Origin of the sequence: Streptomyces sp. MS19 (genome assembly GCF_047200595.1) — a bacterium.
Classification (GTDB): Bacteria; Actinomycetota; Actinomycetes; order Streptomycetales; family Streptomycetaceae; genus Streptomyces.
In genome coordinates, this window is sequence record NZ_JBJZOH010000018.1 from 82,110 (window position 1) to 99,484 (window position 17,375).

Genomic DNA, 17,375 nt, shown 5'->3' on the forward strand with positions numbered 1-17,375 from the left:
ACGCCCGCCTCGACCACCCCCCGACGCTCCACCCGTTCATCCGCGAACACGGAAGATGAGGCCCCGGTGAACCTCCGCGAAGACGCCCTGTCCCTGTCCGACGACCTCATACGCCTGCGCCGCGACCTGCACGCCGTGCCCGAGGTCGGCCTCGACCTGCCGCGCACCCAGGAGACGGTGCTCGGCGCGCTCGACGGCCTGCCGCTCGAACTGTCCACCGGCCAGGGCCTCAGCTCGGTCACCGGTGTCCTGCGGGGCGCGCTGCCCGGCCCGACGGTGCTGCTGCGCGGCGACATGGACGCGCTGCCCGTCACCGAGCGCACCGGCCTGCCGTTCGCCGCGCAGGGCGAGCGCATGCACGCCTGCGGCCACGACCTGCACACCGCGATGCTCGCGGGGGCGGCCACCCTCCTGTCGGCGCACCGCGACCGGCTCGCCGGGAACGTCCTGTTCATGTTCCAGCCGGGCGAGGAGGGCTGGGACGGTGCCGGGCAGATGCTCGACGAGGGCGTCCTCGACGCGGCGGGCGACCGGCCCGTTGCCGCCTACGCGCTGCACGTCATGTCGAACGACACCCCGCGCGGCGTGTTCACCGCGCGCGGCGGCCCCGCGATGGCGTCCTCCAACGTCCTGGAGGTCACGGTGCGCGGCGCCGGCGGGCACGGCTCGGCCCCGCACCGCGCCAAGGACCCGATCCCGGCGGCGTGCGAGATGGTGACGGCGCTCCAGACGTTCGTCACCCGCGCGTTCGACGTCTTCGACCCGGTCGTGCTGACGGTGGGCCGCTTCCACGCGGGCACGGCGACGAACATCATCCCGGACACCGCGTCCTTCGCCGCCACCATCCGCTGCTTCTCGGAGGAGGCCAAGGACAGGCTCCGCGAGGGGACGCTCGCCGTCGTCCGCGGCATCGCGGCGGCGCACGGCCTGGAGGTGGAGGCCGACTTTTCCGAGCAGTACCCGGTCACGGTGAACGACGCCGCCGAGGCCGCGTTCGCCGCCGACACCGTGCGCGAACTGCACGGCGAGGAGCGCTACCGGCCGATGGAGAACCCGATCCTCGGCTCGGAGGACTTCTCCCGCGTCATCGCGGAGGTGCCGGGCGCCATGCTCTTCCTGGGCGCCACCCTGGAGGGCCGCGAGCCGGAGACCGCGCCGGGCAACCACTCGCCGCTGGCCGCGTTCGACGAGTCGGTGCTCCCGGGCGGCGCCGCGCTCTACGCCGAGCTGGCCGTCCGCCGCCTGACCGCGTCCGCCGCCTGACGCCCGCGCCGCCCGGCCGCCCGCATTCCCGCGGGCGCGCCGGGGGGCCGCCACCCGCCCGGCCGCCCGCCGCACGACGGGCGGCCCCCGCCGCCGTAGCGTGAACCCATCGACCCGCACAAACGGGACAGAACGGGCGCGTGGAGGTGGCGGATGCTGGACGAACGCGATCCCGGCGCGCCTGTGCTCCCGCGCCCGGGGCCCGGGGGGCCCGCGCCCGGCGACGGCCCCCTGTCCGAGCGCGACGCCGAGGCCCACGTCGGCCGGGTCTGCTTCACCACGGGCCCGCCGCGGCGTGTCGGCGTCGAGCTGGAATGGCTCGTCCGCGACGCCCGCGACGCGCGCAGGGCCGTTCCGCCCGCCCTCCTCGACGCCGCGCTCGCCCCGCTGGCCGTACCCGGCGCCCTGCCGGGCGGCAGCCGACTGACGCGCGAACCCGGCGGCCAGACCGAGCTGAGCAGCCGGCCGGCGCCCGACCTCGCCACCTGTGTACGGGACGCCGCCGCCGACTGCGCCCGGCTGCGCGAGGTACTGGCGGACGCGGGCCTCGCCCCCGTCGACAGCGGCCTCGAACCCCTCCGCGCCCAGCCCCGCGTGCTCGACCACCCGCGCTACCGCGCCATGGAGGACTACTTCGACCGGTACGGCGCGGCGGGGCGGGTCATGATGCGCGCCACCGCCTCCGTGCAGGTCTGCGTGGACGCGGGCGACGACACGGACGGCCCGGCCGGGTACCGCCACCGCTGGCGGCTCGCCCACCGGCTCGGCCCGGTGCTCGTCGCCGCGTTCGCCAACTCGCCGCTGTGGCGCGGACGCCCGACCGGCTGGCGGTCCACCCGGCAGGCGGTCTGGGGCAGGATCGACCCCAGCCGCACCCGCCCGGCGCTGACCGGGACGCCGGGACGCGGCGCCGGGGACGGCGACCCCCGCGCCGCCTGGACCCGGTACGCGCTCGACGCGCCGCTGCTGTGCGTCCGCCGGTCGCCGCCCGCCGCGTGGTCCGCGCCGCCCGGCCGCTCGTTCCGCTCCTGGCTGCGCGCGCCGCACGGTGAACGCCCCGGCATCGCCGACCTCGACTACCACCTGGGCACGCTCTTCCCGCCGGTCAGGCCGCGCGGCTGGCTGGAACTGCGGATGATCGACGCCCAGCCGGGCGACGGCTGGACGGTGCCGCTGGCCGTCGTGCGCGCCCTGCTGGACGACCCGGCGGGGGCGGAGGCCGCCCACCGCGCGACGGAGCCGCTCACCGGCGGCGGCCCACTGCCCGGCCCTGGGCTGTGGCTGCGTGCCGCGCACCGGGGGCCGTCCGATCCGCTCCTCGGGCCCGCCGTCCGCGCCTGCCTGACCGCCGCCGAGTCCGTGCTGGCGCGCGACCCCGCCGACGCGCCGCTGCGCCGCGCCGTCGCCGCCTTCGCCGAGCGGTACGCCGCACGCGGCCGGTGCCCGGCGGACGACCAGCTCGACGCCGCCGCCCGCTCCTGACCGCCCGCCGTCACCGCAGCCAGCGCTGTCCCCGCTGTCCCCGCCCCCGTTCCGCCGCCAGGAGAGCCACCGATGACCGAGGACACCCTCACGCCGGAGCCGCCCGCCGTACCCAGGGCCGTCACCACCGCCGGTACGGCCCCCGCCACCGCGCCGGAACCGCCGGGCAGTCCCGCGCCCCACGCCCGCTCCGCCCTGGAGGCCGCCAGGCGGCGCACCCTCGCCCTCACCGACTGCCTGCCGGACGACGAACTCCTCGCCCAGCACTCCCCGCTGATGTCCCCCCTGGTCTGGGACCTCGCCCACATCGGCAACCAGGAGGACATCTGGCTCGTCCGCGCAGCCGGCGGCCTGCCCGCGCTGCGCGCCGACCTCGACTCGCACTACGACGCGTTCCGCACCCCACGCGCCGACCGGCCCGCCCTGCCCCTGCTGCGCCCCGGACCTGCCCGCCGCTATCTCGCCGACGTCCGCGAACGGGCCCTGGACGTCCTCGCGTCGGCGCCGCCCGGCGACGACTTCCTCTTCCGCATGGTCGCGCAGCACGAGCAGCAGCACGACGAGACGATGCTCGCCACGCACCAGCTGCGGCGCGGCCGGGCCGTCCTCGACGCCCCCGCGCCGCGGCCGGCCCCCGCGGGCGCGGACCGGCTCCCGCGCGAGGTCCTTGTCCCCGGCGGCCCGTTCACCATGGGCGTCGACGCGGCCGACGACCCGTGGGCGCTCGACAACGAACGCCCGGCCCACACCGTCCATGTCGCCCCCTTCTGGCTGGACACCGTTCCCGTCACCAACGCCGCCTACCAGGACTTCATCGCGGACGGCGGCTACGACGACCCGCGCTGGTGGCACCCCGACGGCTGGTTCCACCGGCAGCGCGCCCGGCTGACCGCCCCCGCCTTCTGGCGGCGCGACGGCGGGCTGTGGCTGCGCCGCCGCTTCGGCCACGCCGAACCGGTACCGCCGGATGAACCCGTCTGCCACGTCTCCTGGTACGAGGCCGACGCCTACGCGCGGTGGGCGGGGCGGCGGCTGCCCACCGAGGCCGAGTGGGAGAAGGCCGCACGCCATGACCCGGCCACCGGCCGATCCCTCCGCCACCCCTGGGGCGACACCCCGCCGGGCCCCGAGCAGGCCAACCTCGGGCAGCGCCACCTCCAGCCCGCGCCCGCCGGCTCGTACCCCCAGGGCGCCGCGCCCTGCGGAGCCAGGCAACTCCTGGGCGACGTATGGGAGTGGACCGCCGACGACTTCGGACCCCACCCCGGCTTCAGCGCGCACCCGTACCGCGAGTACAGCGAGGTGTTCTTCGGCACGTCCCACAAGGTGCTGCGCGGCGGCTCGTTCGGCACGGACCCGGTGGCCTGCCGAGGGACGTTCCGCAACTGGGACCTCCCCGTCAGGCGGCAGATCTTCGCCGGCTTCCGGACCTGTCGCGACACCGGGGCCGGCCGCTGATGTGCCGCCACCTCGCCTATCTCGGCCCGCCGCGTTCCCTGGCCGAGCTGATCACCGCCCCGCCGCACAGCCTCTACGAACAATCCTGGTCACCCCGCCTCCAAGACCACGGCACGGTCAACGCGGACGGCTTCGGTATCGGCTGGTACCCGCCGGGAGCGGGCGCCGCCGCCACCCCGGTCCGCTACCGCCGCGCCATCCCCATCTGGGCCGACATCAACCTCCCCGGTCTCCTTCCCGTCCTGCACAGCGGCGCCGTCGTCGCCGCCGTCCGCGACGCCACGGCGGGCACCAGTCGCGACGAGGCCGCCAGCGCCCCGTTCGCCCTCGGCCCCTGGCTGTTCAGCCACAACGGGTCGGTGGACGACTGGGAATCACTCCCCGCCGACATCGGCGAACCCCTCTCCGCCGCCGAACTGCTCAGCCTCGAAGCCCGCAGCGACGCCGCGCTCCTGTGGCTCCTGGTGGCGCGCCGCCTCCGTTCGGGCCACGCGCCCGCGGACGCGCTCGCCGACGTCGTACGCCGCACCCATGACGTCCGCCCGGACGCCCGTCTCAACCTCCTTCTCACCGACGGCGGCAACCTCACCGCCGTACGCCTCGGCGCGTCCCTCTGGTACCACGCCGCCGCCGACCGGGTCACCGTCGCGTCCGAACCCGTCCCCGGCAGGCCCGACTGGCACGAGGTCCCCGACCACTCCCTGCTCACCACCCATCACAGCACGGTCAGCATAAAAGCCCTGTGAGAGGACGAACATGACACCTCCGTACTCCCTCGACGACCGCCTCCCCGCCGACCACTACGCCGGCGCCCTCCGCGAGGACGTCGCGGCCGGACTCACCGCAAGCCCCAAGTCGCTGTCGCCCAAGTGGTTCTACGACGCCAGGGGCAGCGTCCTCTTCGACCGCATCACCCGCCTCCCCGAGTACTACCTGACCCGCGCCGAACGCATGGCCCTGCGCGCCCACGCCGCCGACATCGCCGAGCAGACCGGCGCCCGCACCGTCGTCGAACTCGGCTCCGGCTCCTCCGAGAAGACCCGCATCCTCCTCGACGCACTCGCCGCCGCCGGAACCCTCGAACGCTACGTCCCCATCGACGTCAGCAGCACCGCGCTCGGCGAGGCAGGCCAGGCGCTCTCCCGCGACTACCCCACCCTCGCGGTCACCGCGGTCCTCGCCGACTTCGAGCACGAGCTCGCCCTCCCGCCCCCCGGCGAGACGGGCCCGCGCCTCGTCGCGTTCCTCGGCTCCACGCTCGGCAACTTCGACACCGGGCAGCGCACCGCGTTCCTCTCCCGGCTGCGCTCCGCGCTCACCGGCGGCGACGCGCTGGTCCTCGGCGTCGACCTGGTCAAGGACCCGGCGATGATGATCCGCGCCTACGACGACCAGCAGGGCGTCACCGCCGAGTTCGACAAGAATCTCCTGACGGTCCTCAACCGCGAGCTGAACGCCGACTTCCAGCCCGGCGCGTTCGACCACCGCGCCGTGTGGAACGCGGAGCAGGAGCGGATGGAGATGCGCCTGCGCGCCCGCGTCGCCACCTCGGCGAAGATCCCGCCCCTCGACCTGGCCGTCGACTTCGCGCGCGGCGAGGACCTGCGCACGGAGATCTCCGTCAAGTTCCGCCGCGAGCCGCTGACGGCCGAGCTGGCGTCGGCCGGGTTCGCCGTGGAGCAGTGGTGGACCGATCCCCAGGAGCGGTTCGCCGTCCTCCTGGCCCTGCCCACCGCCTGACGCAGCGGCCCGCCCGAGGGCGCCGCGCCGCACCGCCCGGCGCCCTCGGCCGCACTACGCTCGCGCCATGCCCGCTCCACAGCACGTCCGGCAGAACGCCCGGCAGAATGCAGCCTTCCCCAGCGCAGGCACCACCGCCCACGGCTACCTCGCCCGGCCCGGCTCCGGCACCGGACCCGGCCTGATCGTCATCCAGGAGTGGTGGGGCCTGACCGACCACATCGCCGACGTCACCGACCGGTTCGCGCGGGAGGGCTTCGTCGCGCTCGCCCCCGACCTGTACGGCGGACGCGTGGCGCACGACACCGACGAGGCCCGGCGCATGATCGCCGATCTGCCGCCCGAGCGCGCCGTACCCCTCCTCGCGGGCGCCGTCGACCACCTGCTCGGCCTTCCGGAGACCACCGGTGAACGGGTGGGCGCGGTCGGCTTCTGCATGGGCGGCACGTTCGTCCTCCACCTGGCCGCGGCGGACGACCGCGTCGCCGCCGCGGTCCCGTTCTACGGCTTCCCCGAGCCCGCCCCCGACTTCACGGGCATGACCGCCGCCGTCCTCGGCCACTACGGCGAGCACGACGACTCGATCCCCCCGGACGCCGTCACCACACTGCACACCACACTCAAGCGCCGGACCGGCCGCACCCCGACGCTCTACTCGTACCCGGCAGGCCACGCGTTCTTCAACGACGCACGCCCGGAGGCGTACGACGCGCCGTCCGCGTCACTGGCCTGGACCCGCACCCTGGCCTTCCTGCGGGACCACCTTCCCACGGGCCACTGACAACGCCCCGCCGTGGTGGCGCCCCACCGGGATCACCATCGGCGTGCCGCTCACCGGATCGGGCTCGACGCGGCAGCGCAGCCCGAAGACCTCCTCCACCGCCTCGGCCGTGATGACCTCGGCCGGGTCGCCCTCGCCCACGACGCGCCCGCCCTTCATCGCGACCAGGTGGTCGGCGTACCGGCAGGCCTGGTTGAGGTCGTGCAGCACCATCACCACCGTGCGGCCCTGCTCGCGGTTGAGGTCCGTGACCAGGTCGAGGACGTCGATCTGGTGCGCGAGGTCGAGGTAGGTCGTCGGCTCGTCGAGCAGCAGCACGTCGGTGCCCTGCGCGACGGCCATGGCGATCCAGGCGCGCTGCCGCTGCCCGCCGGACAGTTCGTCCACCGTGCGGTCCGCCAGCTCGGTCATCCCGGTGGCGGCCAGCGCGTCGTGCACGGCGCGCTCGTCGCCGCCCGACCACTGGCGCCACCACGTCTGGTGCGGAGAACGGCCCCGGCTGACCAGGTCCACGACGGTGAGCCCCTCGGGCGCCACGGGCCCCTGCGGCAGGATGCCGAGCCGCTGGGCCAGTTCGCGGGTGGGGATGGCCGACAGGGCGCGGCCGTCCAGGTGCACGGCCCCCGCGCGGGGCGCCAGGAGCCGGGCGAGGGCCCGCAGCAGCGTGGACTTGCCGCACGCGTTGGCACCGACGATGGCAGTGACGCGGCCCGGTGGGATGGCCAGGTCTATGTGTTCGGCCACCAGCCGGTCGCCGTAGGCGAGCCGCAGCGCGTCGGCGCGCAGGTCGGGTCCGGGGGACTGTCGTGTGTCCGGGGCGGTGCCGGGCACGTCGCGATGCAGGGTCTTCACGGTCAGCCTCCTGAACCCGCGCGGTTGACACGGATGAGCAGCCAGAGCAGGAACGGCGCCCCCAGCACGCCGGTGACGACACCGACCGGCAGTTCCGTGCCGGGCAGTACTTCGCGTGCAGCGAGGTCGGACAGTACGACGACCAGGGCGCCGGTGAGTGCGGAAGCGATCAGTGGCGGCCACGCCGTACGGGTGAGGCGCTGGGCGATCTGCGGCGCGGCCAGTGCGACGAACGCGATGGGCCCGCCCGTCGCCGTACCGAACGCGACCAGGCCCACGGCCGTCAGCAGCAGCGCCACGCGCACCGGCTGCACCGGGGTGCCCAGGGCGGTGGCGATGTCGTCGCCGAGTTGCAGCGTGAGACTCCAGCGGCTGAGCAGCAGCGCGGCGGGCACCAGTACGGCCATGGCCCAGGCGAGGGGCTGGACGTGCTCCCACGTGCGCCCGTTCAGATTGCCGAAGAGCCAGCCGAGCGCGGACTGCGCCTCCAGGGCGCGGCCGCGGGCGAGGAGGTAGTCGGTGGCGCTGGTGCAGATCCACGAGATGCCGATGCCGACGAGGATGATCCGGTAGCCGGTGGTGCCGCGCCGCCAGGACAGGACCCAGATCAGCAGGGCCGTGGCCAGCGCGCCGAGGATGCCGAGGGTCTGCGTGCCCAGCGCGCCGCCCCAGCCGAGGACGGCGCTCGCGACGACGGCGGTGCCCGCGCCCTGCGTGATGCCGATCATGTCGGGGCTGGCCAGCGGGTTGCGGGTCATCGTCTGGAGGATCGCGCCCGAGATGCCGAACGCGGCGCCGACCAGGACGCCCGCCAGCGCGCGCGGCATGCGGAACTCCTGGACGATCAGGAGCGTTCCCCCGTCACCCGACCCCGCGACCGCCCGCAGGACATCGGCGAAGGGAATGGTGAGGTCACCGACGGACATGGTCCAGCAGAACGCGAGGAACACCGCCGCGGTCAGGGCGCCGCAGACAGCGAGCTGACGTGTCCGGACGTACCCGGAGACCGGCGGCACCGTGAGGCGGAACGTCCGGCGTGCCGAGACCCGTTCCGGCCGCGGCGCCGTCTCCGTGCCCGCCGTTCCCGTACTCGTCATGTCACACCTCCGCCAGCCGCTGGCGGCGGACCAGGGCGATGAAGAACGGGCCGCCGATGAAGGCCACCAGCACCCCGGCCTGCACCTCCGCCGGCCGCGCGATGAGCCGCCCCGCGACATCGGCGACCAGGAGCAGGCAGGGCGCCAGCGCCGCCGAGACCGGCAGCAGCCAGCGCTGGTCGGGCCCGATGCCGGCCCGTTGCGTGAGGACGCGCGCCATGTGCGGCACCGCGAGGCCGAGGAAGACGACGGGCCCGATGAGCGCGACGGCGGTTCCGGTCAGCAGCGTGATCGCCACGACGCCCGCCAGCCGGACGAGGCCGACGCGGCGGCCGAGCGCCGCCGCCATGTCGTCGCCCAGGGCGAGGCTGTTGAGCGACGGCGAGCAGAGCAGGGCGAGGACGATCCCCGCGACGAGGAACGGCGCGACCTGCTGTAGCGCGGCCGAGTTGTCGTCGGCCAGTGAGCCCGCCGACCAGAAGCGGAAACGGTTCAGCGCCTCGGGCTTCACGAGCACCATCGCGCTCGTCAGGGACGAGAGCAGCCCGGTGATCGCGACCCCCGCGAGCGCCAGCTTCACGGGCGTCATCCCCGCGCGCCCCGAACCGCCCAGCAGGTACACGGCGACCGTGGCCGCCAGCGCCCCGGCGAACGCGAACCAGATGTACGCGTTCGGCGCGCCGATCCCCAGCATCGCCGTGGACAGCACGATGGCGAACGAGGCCCCCGCGCTCACCCCCAGGATGCCCGGGTCGGCGAGCGGGTTGCGCGTCAGCGCCTGCATGAGCCCCCCGGCGAGCCCCAGCGCCGCGCCCGTGGCGAGCGCCAGCACCGTACGGGGCACGCGCGCGTCCCACACGATGTCGTCCACGCGCGGGTCGGGCGCGTCACCGAGCAGCGTGCGCAGCACGTCGCCCGGCGGTATCTCCCGCGAGCCGAACATCAGCGACAGCAGGCAGGCCGCCAGCAGCACGCCGACCAGCGCGAGCACCAGGAAAAGAGGGCGCAGTCCCTTGCCGCGACCGCTCACCGTTCTCTCTCCACTGGCTTCCTCAGCTCACCGTCGGCGTCCTTAGGTTAGGCAAACCTTAACTCACGCTCCCGGCGGCCCGTCCGGCCGCTCCCGCCCGGTGGCGGGGGCGGCCCGACGGGGCTGCGCGCCGGTCGCGCCACCGGTCATTCCGCCGGCGCCTCGACCGCCGTCGCCGGGTCGCCGTCCACGGCCGCCGACAGCAGCGGCGCGAGGTGCTCGACGGTGTACGGCAGGCTCAGCACCGTGCCGAAGGAGAACGCGGCGCCCAGGTCCGACGTCTCGTTCACGAAGATCTCGCGGCCCTCCGTGACGACGTCGAGGTCCCCGTAGAGCGCGTCGCCGTGCAGCTCGTCCGGCGCCGCCTCCGTGTCGCCGACGAGCCACACCGCGACGGACTGGTCGAACAGGTCGGTGCGCTCCCGGCTGATGGTGGCGCCGAAGTCGTCACCGATCACGTCGTCCAGCTCCTGCGGGATCGAGAAGCCGAGCCCGGCGAGCAGCCGCGAACGCGGGTCGTTGCTGCCGTACGCGTAGTTGCCCTCCCACGGGGTCGCCACGACGCCGGTCTGCCCCTCGAACTCGGGGTGCGCCTCCCTGGCCTCGGCGAACGTCGCCTCGACGCCCTCGATCAGCTCGTCCGCGCGCTCCGGCTGCCCCAGCGCCGTGCCGATGATCCGCGTCTGGTCCTCCCAGGCCACGCCCCAGTCGGGGACGCCCTCGGGAGCCGTCACCACGGGCGCTATCTGGCTCAGATTGTCGTACTGGTCCTCGGTGAGGCCGGAGTAGACGGCGAGGATCAGGTCGGGCTGCAACTCCGCGATCGCCTCGACCTGCGGCCCGGTGCCCGGGTCCGTCAGCATCTCGGGCCGGTCGGCGTCGCCCAGGGCCTCCTCGGCCCAGGGACCGATGGCCGCGTCGTGCAGGCCCAGCCAGTCCGTCGTGCCGACGGGGACCTTGCCGAGCGCCAGCACGGCGTCCTGGTCCGACAGGCCGACGGTCACGATCCGCTCGGGCTCCTCCTCGATGGTCGTCTCGCCGAACCGCCCGTCGAGGGTCACGGGGAACGCGCCGGCCTCGGCCGCCCCCTGGGAGCCGGAGTCACCGGACCCTGCCGAGCCGCCGGACGCGCCGGAGTCGTCCGTGTCGTCCGAGCCGCCGCACGCGGTGGCGGCGGTGAGCAGCAGGGCGGCGAACGCGGCGACGGCGGTGGACCGCCGCCGACGTGGGGAGTGGCGCATGGTGGTACCTCTGGTCTTTCTCGGATGGATCTTCCGGAAGGGGATCGGGGGCCGGGGAAGGGGTCGTCAGGGGGCGACGGCGCGTGAGCTGGACCAGGTGTTCCACAACCCGGCGTACACCCCGCCCGCCGCGCACAGCTCGTCGTGCGTGCCGCACTCGACCAGCCGTCCCCCGTCGAGCACGGCGATCCGGTCGGCGGCCCGCGCCTGCGTGAGCCGGTGCGCGACGATCAGCGCCGTGCGCCCCTCAAGCGCGCGGTCGGCGGCGCGCTCCAGGGCGCGCGCCCCCGCGCTGCCCGCCTCAGCCGTGGCCTCGTCCAGCACGGCGACCGGCGGATCGGCCAGGACGAGCCGCGCCAGCGCGAGCTGCTGGGCCTGCGTCGCGGTGAGCCGGTGGCCCCCCTCACCGACGACCGTCCCGAGCCCGCCGGGCAGCGCCTCGGCCCACTCCAGCGCGCCCACGCGGTCGAGCGCCGCCCGCAGCGCCGCCTCGTCCGCGTCCGGCCGGGCCAGCAGCAGGTCCTCGGCCAGTGTCCCGGCGAAGACGTGCACCTCCTGGCTGACCAGCCCCACCGCGCCGCCGACCCGTACGGAGCCGCCCCCCGTGTCGTGGATGCCCGCGACGATCCGCGCCAGCGTCGTCTTGCCCGCGCCGCTCGCCCCGACGAGCGCGACCCGTTCGCCGGGCCTGACCGCCAGGTCCACGCCGTGCAGTACGGGATGCCCTGGCCGGTACGCGTACGTGAGCCCGCTGACCGTGATCTCCCCCGGCAGCGCCTCGCGTGCCACGGGGGCCTCGGCAGGCACCGGCAGGTCCGAGACGCCGACCAGCCGCGCCAGCCCCGCCTGGGCGGACTGGGCGTCGTCCATCAGGACGAGGGCGGCGTTGACGGGGTTGAAGAGACTGTGGAAGTACAGGGCCGCGGCGGTGGCGGTGCCGATGGACACGGACCCGTCACGCACCAGCCAGAAACCGGTCAGCAGCACGGCCGTCAGCCCCACGTACTCCGCGATGTGCAGCCGCGCGTAGAAACGCAGCACCAGCCGTACGCCGCGCAGCGTCACGGCCACAGCGGCGGAGGACCGCGCGCCGACCGCTTCCACGTGCCGCCGCTCCATGCGGAACGCACGCACGGTCGCGGCGCCGCCGATGGTCTCCAGCAACTGCTGCTGCTGCGCACCGGTCGTGATGCGCTGCTCGGCGTAGAGCGGGACGGCGCGGCGTACGTACCACCGCGCGGTGTGGGCCTGCACGGGCACGGCCAGCAGGGCGGCCACCAGGAAGCGCCAGTCCAGCAGGGCCAGCGCGCCGAAGGTGAGGACGATGGTGAGGAGCGAACGGGCCAGCTCCGGCATGGCGTGCCGCACGGCCTGGGCGACGACGGCGATGTCACCGGTGACGCGGGCGGTGAGGTCGCCGGTACCGGCCCGTTCGACCTGGGTGAGCGGCAGGTGCAGCGCGCGCTCGACGAACCGTTCGCGCAGTCCGGCGAGCACGGTCTCGCCCAGGCGGGCGATCAGGGAAAGGCCCAGCGCCGTTCCGATGCCCTGCGCCAGCGCGACGGCCGCGAGCAGCAGCACGGGCACCGTCAGCACGCCCGCGCCGCGTCGTTCCGCGACCAGGTCCACGATGTGGCCGAGCAGCGGCTGCGTCAGCAGTCCGACGGCGGTGGCGGCGGCCATGGTGCCGAACGCGGCGACCGCCGCCCCCGTACGGCCGCGCAGCAGATCGCGTACAGCGGCGCGGGTACGGGAAGCGGACGCGACGGGCAGCAACTCGCGCTCCGGCGCGCCGCCGGGGTCCATGGCACTCACGACAGCACCGCCGCTCGGTAGGAGGAATGCCGCTGCACCAGCTCTTCATGCGACGCGACGTCCACCGTCCGGCCGCCGTCCACCCACATCACCCGGTCGGTGACGGCGAGCAGCGCGGGGCTCGTGGTGATCAGCATCGTCGTACGCCCTGGCTCACGCGTACGGAGCGCGCGCAGTCCGTTCGCTATACGGGCCTCGGTCACAGCGTCCACGGCCGTGGTCGGGTCGTGCAGCACCAGCACCGGGGAATCGGCGGCCAGTGCGCGCGCCAGGGCGACGCGCTGCCGCTGCCCGCCGGACAGGAACCGTCCCTGTTCCCCGACGGCCTGGCCCGCGCCGAGTTCGTCGGCCCCGGCCGCCGCCATGGCGTCCGCCAGGTCGGCGCCCTCCGGCGCGCCCGCCGCGACGTTCTCGGCGACCGTCCCGTCGAACAGGTCGGCGTCGTGCGCCGCGACGAGCAGTACCTCCCGCACCCCGGCGGGGTCCAGGGCGTCCACGGGCACGCCGTCCAACTCCACGCCCCCCGCCTCGGGTTCGGTCTCGCGGCCCAGACAGCGCACCAGCGCCAGCGCGTGGGCCGGCTCGGTCACCGCCACGCCGAGCACCTCGCCGGGCAGCGGCGTCAGGTCGAAACCGCGCAGCCCGCCCGTGTGCAGGTCGCGCAGCCGCAGCACGCCCCCGTACGGGCGGCCCGGCGGCGGCCCGCCCACCGCGACGGCGGTCGGCGCCGCCAGCACCTCGGCGACCCGGGCGGCCGACGCGCGGCCCTGCGCCAGCTCGGCGTTCACCCAGGCCAGCGTCTGGAGCGGCGAGATCAGGAACAGCGCCAGGCCCACGGCCGCCACCAGCTCCCCGAGCCCGACCGAACCCGCCGCGCCGAGCCGCCCGCCGACGAGCGCCACGACGGCGATGAACACGCCGATCAGCCCCGTCGTCAGACCGTTCTGCCACGCCTCGGCGCGGGCCGCCCGCAGCGTGGCGCCGAGCGAGGCGCGGCTCGTCCGCCGGTAGCGGCCCACGGCGGCGGGCACGGCGCCGATGCCCTTGAGCACCCGCAGGCCGGCGACCAGGTCGGCGGCCACGCCGGACGCGTGCGCGGCGCGTTCCTGCTCGGCGGCGCTGCGGCGTTCCAGCGGCTTGCTCAGGTAGTGGCCGAGCACCAGGATGACCGGGACGCCGAGCAGGACGAGCAGCCCGAGCGCGGCGGAGATGCGCAGCAGCACGACCGCGCCCACCAGCAGGCCCATGGCCGCGCCGATCCCGAGCGTCGCCGCCATGCACACGGCGCCGACGCGGCGCGTGTCCTCCGTCGCGACGCTGGCGAGCACGCCGGGCAGCCGCCCCTCGTCGGCGCCGCCCCCGGGGTGCAGCACGCGGTCCACGAGGCGCACCCGCAGCGCGTGCGCCGCCCGCTCGGCGGCGCGCTCCCCGGCGCGCGCGCCGAGGCGGAAGCTCAGCGACAGACCGACGTAGACGGCCGCGAGCACGAGGAGCCAGCGCAGCATCCCCCCGCCGTCACCATCGGCGACGGCCCGGTCGACGACGACGCCGATGAGAACGGGAATGAACGCCTCGGCCGCCTGGTGTCCCGCACCGAGCACAGCGGCGACCACGACATCCCGCCGCTGCCCCCGCACGGCACCCCACAGCACACGCCGCCCCGACACCTCCCCACGCCACATCGGCTCCGACTCCTCACCCGACCAGAATTTAGGCGAGGCTACCCTAAGTCTCTTGCCCTCCTCGACTCGGCCTCCCTGTCGCAGCGGCCGGGAGCGCAAGGTTCCGTCACGCGCGCAGGTCGCGCGTTGCGACGGGTGTGAGCGAGATGCTGCTGTCCGAGTTCAGGTCCTCCGGCCACATGACCTGTGGCTGGGTACTTGGGTTGGGGTCGCGTTCGCGCGGTGCCTCGCCGCCCCGGGGACGTTGCCGACAGCTGTCGTGGACGGCACGATCGGCAGGCGGACGTGCCGTGGTGTCACCACAGGCGGGCCTGCATCAGCAGGTGCGTGCGGACCGCCGCGACGTTCGGGGTGTGCTCGGTGCCGGTGCGATGGGCCAGGTAGAGGGTGTTGATCGGGGGCACCTCGGGCTCCAACAGTGCGACGAGGGTGCCGTCGCCCAGTTCCCGGTCGCACAGGTAGCGGGGCAGGACGGAGATGCCTGCCCCGGCGATGGTGGCGGCGAGCACGCCGCGCAGGTCCGGGACGACCACCGCGGCGGTTCCGCGCGGGTGGGTGCCGAAGAGCGTGCGCCAGTAGCGGCGGATCACCGGCAGGTCCTCCGCGTACGAGAGCAGGGGAACGTCGGCGAGGCGGCCCGGCCCCTTGTCGGTCAGCGCGTCGCGGTCGATCCTGGCCGCCCACTCCCGTCCGGACACCAGGACGAACTCCTCGTCCGCGAGTGGCACCGCGGTGACGGCCCGGACGCGGGGGCGGGTGGTGGAGACGACCAGATCGAAGCGGCCCGCCGACAGTCCGGCGAGCAGGTCGTCGCTCAGACCGAGCGAGATCCGCAATCTGAGACCCTGGCCGACCAGCGGGGCCAGCGCGGGCAGCACCCGGGTCGTGGTGAGCTCGGCGGGCCCGGCCAGGTGCATCGGCCGACTGAACGGGGAACTGCGCTCCAGGCCGCGTTCGACGACCGCGGCCAACGCATCGACATGCGGGGCGACTTCGGCCGCAAGCTCGTCCGCAACCGCGGTGGGCGCCACCCCACGGGCCAGCCGCTCGAACAGCTGCTGCCCCAACTGCTCCTCCAGCGCGCGGATCTGCGCCGTCGCCGTGGGCTGCGCCAAGCCCACCTGCCTGGCCCCGAGCGTCACCGAACCGGCCCGGTACACCGCCACGAACGTCCTCAGCAGTGACAGGTCCACCCTGGGCCTCCTTCTCGATAGCACATCAATCCATCAGAAACCCGATAGCTCGATACCCATCCTTCCATTGGTTGCTGATAGGTAGCCCGGCCTACCTTGGACTCCGGAGGCGGGCCACCGAACACCATGCCCGCCCAGACCACGGAATGAGAACGGCATGACCCGTACGGGCAAGATCCTTATCGCACTGACCAGCCACGACCGCCTCGGCGACACCGGCCGTGGCACGGGCTACTACCTGCCCGAGGCGGCCCACCCGTGGAAGGTGTTCACCGACGCCGGACACCAGGTGGACCTGGTATCCGTCGCCGGCGGCGAGCCCCCCGTGGATGGCGTGGACACCTCCGATCCCATCCAGCGCGCCTTCCTGGACGACGCGCGCATGGCCGCCCAGCTCAAAGCCACCCGGCGCCCCGAAGACATCAATGCCGCGGACTACGACGCGATCTTCTACGCAGGCGGTCACGGCACCATGTGGGACTTCCCCGACAATGAGGCCCTGGCCGGTCTCGCCCGCGACATCTACGAGGCCGATGGCGCCGTCGCCGCCGTCTGCCACGGCCCTGCCGCACTGGTCAACATCACGCTGTCCGACGGCACCCATCTGGTCGACGGCAAGAACATCGCCGCTTTCACCAACTCCGAGGAAGCCGCCTTCGGCCTGACCGAGGTGGTCCCCTTCCTCCTTCAGACCGCCCTGGAGGAGCGTGGCGCCAAGCACTCCGGTGCCGCCGACTTCCAGGCCCACGTCGTCAGCGACGGCCGCCTGGCCACCGGCCAGAACCCGGCGTCCGCCACCGGCACCGCCGAGGCCGTCGTCGCCATCCTCAACGCCTGACGGCCAACACACACGCGAGAAAGAGAGGGCGCGTCGCCGACGCCCGGGTCCCTGTGACCGGCGAGGGCCTGCGCCCGGTCGTGTGGGCAACCATCGAGGAGATCAACAGCGGCGAGTGGACCGCCGACGGCTGACACTCCCCGACTGACGGTGCTTGTCGTGCGGGGCGCGGTCCCGGCACGACAAGCACAGGTCCCGAACGGCTCACCGCACACCTCACGAGCAAGAGCGGAGAAACCACCCCCATGGCGAGTCCTCGCGAATCCGCGACCGACCGCTGGCCGCTGGCCGGCGCCAGTCCCGGGCAGATCGTCGTGATCGCGCGCTGGCAGCCCACCCCGGAGGGGCGCGACCTCGTGCTGTCGGCGCTGCCGTCATTGGTCGCGGCCTCATCGGCCGAGCCAGGATGCCTCGGCTACCAGGCCCTGACCAGCCCGGGGGAGGCTGGCGACATCGTGCTCCTGGAACGCTATGCCGACCGCGAGGCGTTCGAGGCGCACCGCACCAGCCCTCACTTCCAGCGACTGGTGCTCACCGACATCGCCCCCCACCTTCAGACCCGCGACGTCACCGTCTGCACAACGGCCTGACCAGCCTGGGTGTCTTGCCCTCGGTCCTCAGGGCTGACCCGCACGCGGCCGAGTGAAACGGGGTGAGCGGATCGAGCGCGCCCTGGACGCCTGGACGCCTGGACGCCTGGACGCCTACGCCGGGCGCGGCCGTGGCGGAAACGTCTTCCCTCGCGGGCCAGCCTGAGTGAACTCATGAGCCGGATGGGGCACAGCACCCCCCGGGCCGCGCTGATCTACCAGCACGTCGTCAACGGCAGAGACCGCGAGATCGCAGACAGCCTGGGAGCCATGATCCGCACCGTCCGCCCGGACAGCCCCTCGGGGGATAGTG

Annotated in this window: 15 protein-coding genes; 8 read left to right on the forward strand and 7 right to left on the reverse strand. The window is 74.5% G+C overall.

The window, feature by feature from the left end:
• Positions 1–66: 66 nt before the first annotated feature.
• The 6 genes from ACL02R_RS18540 (at position 67) to ACL02R_RS18565 (ending at position 6,724) form a co-directional block, all read left to right on the forward strand.
• Positions 67–1,263, forward strand: coding sequence for a M20 metallopeptidase family protein (locus ACL02R_RS18540; protein WP_412798046.1), 1,197 nt, complete (start codon positions 67–69; stop codon positions 1,261–1,263).
• A gap of 153 nt (positions 1,264–1,416) precedes the next feature.
• Entirely contained in the window at positions 1,417–2,745 is a 1,329-nt protein-coding gene (gene egtA, locus ACL02R_RS18545) for an ergothioneine biosynthesis glutamate--cysteine ligase EgtA (protein WP_412798047.1), read from the forward strand.
• Positions 2,746–2,817: 72 nt separating this feature from the next.
• Positions 2,818–4,203 (forward strand): ergothioneine biosynthesis protein EgtB, encoded by a 1,386-nt coding sequence (egtB, locus tag ACL02R_RS18550; protein WP_412798048.1) that lies wholly within the window; start codon positions 2,818–2,820, stop codon positions 4,201–4,203.
• Positions 4,203–4,949: an ergothioneine biosynthesis protein EgtC gene (gene egtC / locus ACL02R_RS18555; protein ID WP_412798049.1), complete on the forward strand. Its 747-nt coding sequence runs from the start codon at positions 4,203–4,205 to the stop codon at positions 4,947–4,949. Before egtB ends, egtC begins: the two co-directional genes overlap by 1 nt.
• A 10-nt stretch (positions 4,950–4,959) precedes the next feature.
• A complete protein-coding gene (gene egtD, locus ACL02R_RS18560; protein WP_412798050.1) occupies positions 4,960–5,943 on the forward strand; it encodes an L-histidine N(alpha)-methyltransferase in 984 nt (327 codons plus the stop codon).
• Positions 5,944–6,010: 67 nt separating this feature from the next.
• Entirely contained in the window at positions 6,011–6,724 is a 714-nt protein-coding gene (locus ACL02R_RS18565) for a dienelactone hydrolase family protein (protein ID WP_412798051.1), read from the forward strand.
• Here the strand turns inward: ACL02R_RS18565 and ACL02R_RS18570 are convergent.
• The 7 genes from ACL02R_RS18570 to ACL02R_RS18600 form a co-directional block, all read right to left on the reverse strand.
• Positions 6,665–7,567, reverse strand: coding sequence for an ABC transporter ATP-binding protein (locus ACL02R_RS18570; protein WP_412798069.1), 903 nt, complete (start codon positions 7,565–7,567; stop codon positions 6,665–6,667). The genes ACL02R_RS18565 and ACL02R_RS18570 overlap by 60 nt on opposite strands.
• A gap of 11 nt (positions 7,568–7,578) precedes the next feature.
• Complete coding sequence (locus ACL02R_RS18575; RefSeq protein WP_412798052.1) at positions 7,579–8,673, reverse strand: FecCD family ABC transporter permease; 1,095 nt, start codon at positions 8,671–8,673, stop codon at positions 7,579–7,581.
• A gap of 1 nt (position 8,674) precedes the next feature.
• Complete coding sequence (locus tag ACL02R_RS18580; protein ID WP_412798053.1) at positions 8,675–9,703, reverse strand: FecCD family ABC transporter permease; 1,029 nt, start codon at positions 9,701–9,703, stop codon at positions 8,675–8,677.
• A gap of 146 nt (positions 9,704–9,849) precedes the next feature.
• A complete protein-coding gene (locus ACL02R_RS18585) occupies positions 9,850–10,944 on the reverse strand; it encodes an iron-siderophore ABC transporter substrate-binding protein (RefSeq protein ID WP_412798054.1) in 1,095 nt (364 codons plus the stop codon).
• Between the two features lie 66 nt (positions 10,945–11,010).
• Positions 11,011–12,750, reverse strand: coding sequence for an ABC transporter ATP-binding protein (locus tag ACL02R_RS18590; RefSeq protein ID WP_412798070.1), 1,740 nt, complete (start codon positions 12,748–12,750; stop codon positions 11,011–11,013).
• Positions 12,751–12,755: 5 nt separating this feature from the next.
• Complete coding sequence (locus ACL02R_RS18595) at positions 12,756–14,312, reverse strand: ABC transporter transmembrane domain-containing protein (RefSeq protein WP_412798071.1); 1,557 nt, start codon at positions 14,310–14,312, stop codon at positions 12,756–12,758.
• 425 nt (positions 14,313–14,737) lie between these two features.
• The gene (locus tag ACL02R_RS18600) at positions 14,738–15,634 is read right to left on the reverse strand and encodes a LysR family transcriptional regulator (RefSeq protein ID WP_412798055.1); all 897 of its coding nucleotides are present in this window, start codon (positions 15,632–15,634) and stop codon (positions 14,738–14,740) included.
• A gap of 157 nt (positions 15,635–15,791) precedes the next feature.
• Here ACL02R_RS18600 and ACL02R_RS18605 point away from each other — a divergent pair, with 157 nt between their 5' ends.
• Together ACL02R_RS18605 and ACL02R_RS18610 are read left to right on the forward strand one after the other, a co-directional pair.
• Positions 15,792–16,472, forward strand: a complete 681-nt coding sequence (locus ACL02R_RS18605; protein ID WP_412798056.1) for a type 1 glutamine amidotransferase domain-containing protein — start codon at positions 15,792–15,794, stop codon at positions 16,470–16,472.
• 245 nt (positions 16,473–16,717) lie between these two features.
• The gene (locus ACL02R_RS18610) at positions 16,718–17,062 is read left to right on the forward strand and encodes a putative quinol monooxygenase (protein WP_412798057.1); all 345 of its coding nucleotides are present in this window, start codon (positions 16,718–16,720) and stop codon (positions 17,060–17,062) included.
• Positions 17,063–17,375 lie beyond the last annotated feature (313 nt).

Excerpts from the sequence above, each read along its gene's own strand:
- egtA (WP_412798047.1), top strand. The coding sequence starts at position 1,417 with ATGCTGGACGAACGCGATCCCGGCGCGCCTGTGCTCCCGCGCCCGGGG.
- egtB (WP_412798048.1), top strand. The coding sequence starts at position 2,818 with ATGACCGAGGACACCCTCACGCCGGAGCCGCCCGCCGTACCCAGGGCC.
- egtC (WP_412798049.1), top strand. The coding sequence starts at position 4,203 with ATGTGCCGCCACCTCGCCTATCTCGGCCCGCCGCGTTCCCTGGCCGAG.
- egtD (WP_412798050.1), top strand. The coding sequence starts at position 4,960 with ATGACACCTCCGTACTCCCTCGACGACCGCCTCCCCGCCGACCACTAC.
- ACL02R_RS18565 (WP_412798051.1), top strand. The coding sequence starts at position 6,011 with ATGCCCGCTCCACAGCACGTCCGGCAGAACGCCCGGCAGAATGCAGCC.
- ACL02R_RS18575 (WP_412798052.1), bottom strand. The coding sequence starts at position 8,673 with ATGACGAGTACGGGAACGGCGGGCACGGAGACGGCGCCGCGGCCGGAA.
- ACL02R_RS18585 (WP_412798054.1), bottom strand. The coding sequence starts at position 10,944 with ATGCGCCACTCCCCACGTCGGCGGCGGTCCACCGCCGTCGCCGCGTTC.
- ACL02R_RS18590 (WP_412798070.1), bottom strand. The coding sequence starts at position 12,750 with ATGGACCCCGGCGGCGCGCCGGAGCGCGAGTTGCTGCCCGTCGCGTCC.
- ACL02R_RS18605 (WP_412798056.1), top strand. The coding sequence starts at position 15,792 with ATGACCCGTACGGGCAAGATCCTTATCGCACTGACCAGCCACGACCGC.
- ACL02R_RS18610 (WP_412798057.1), top strand. The coding sequence starts at position 16,718 with ATGGCGAGTCCTCGCGAATCCGCGACCGACCGCTGGCCGCTGGCCGGC.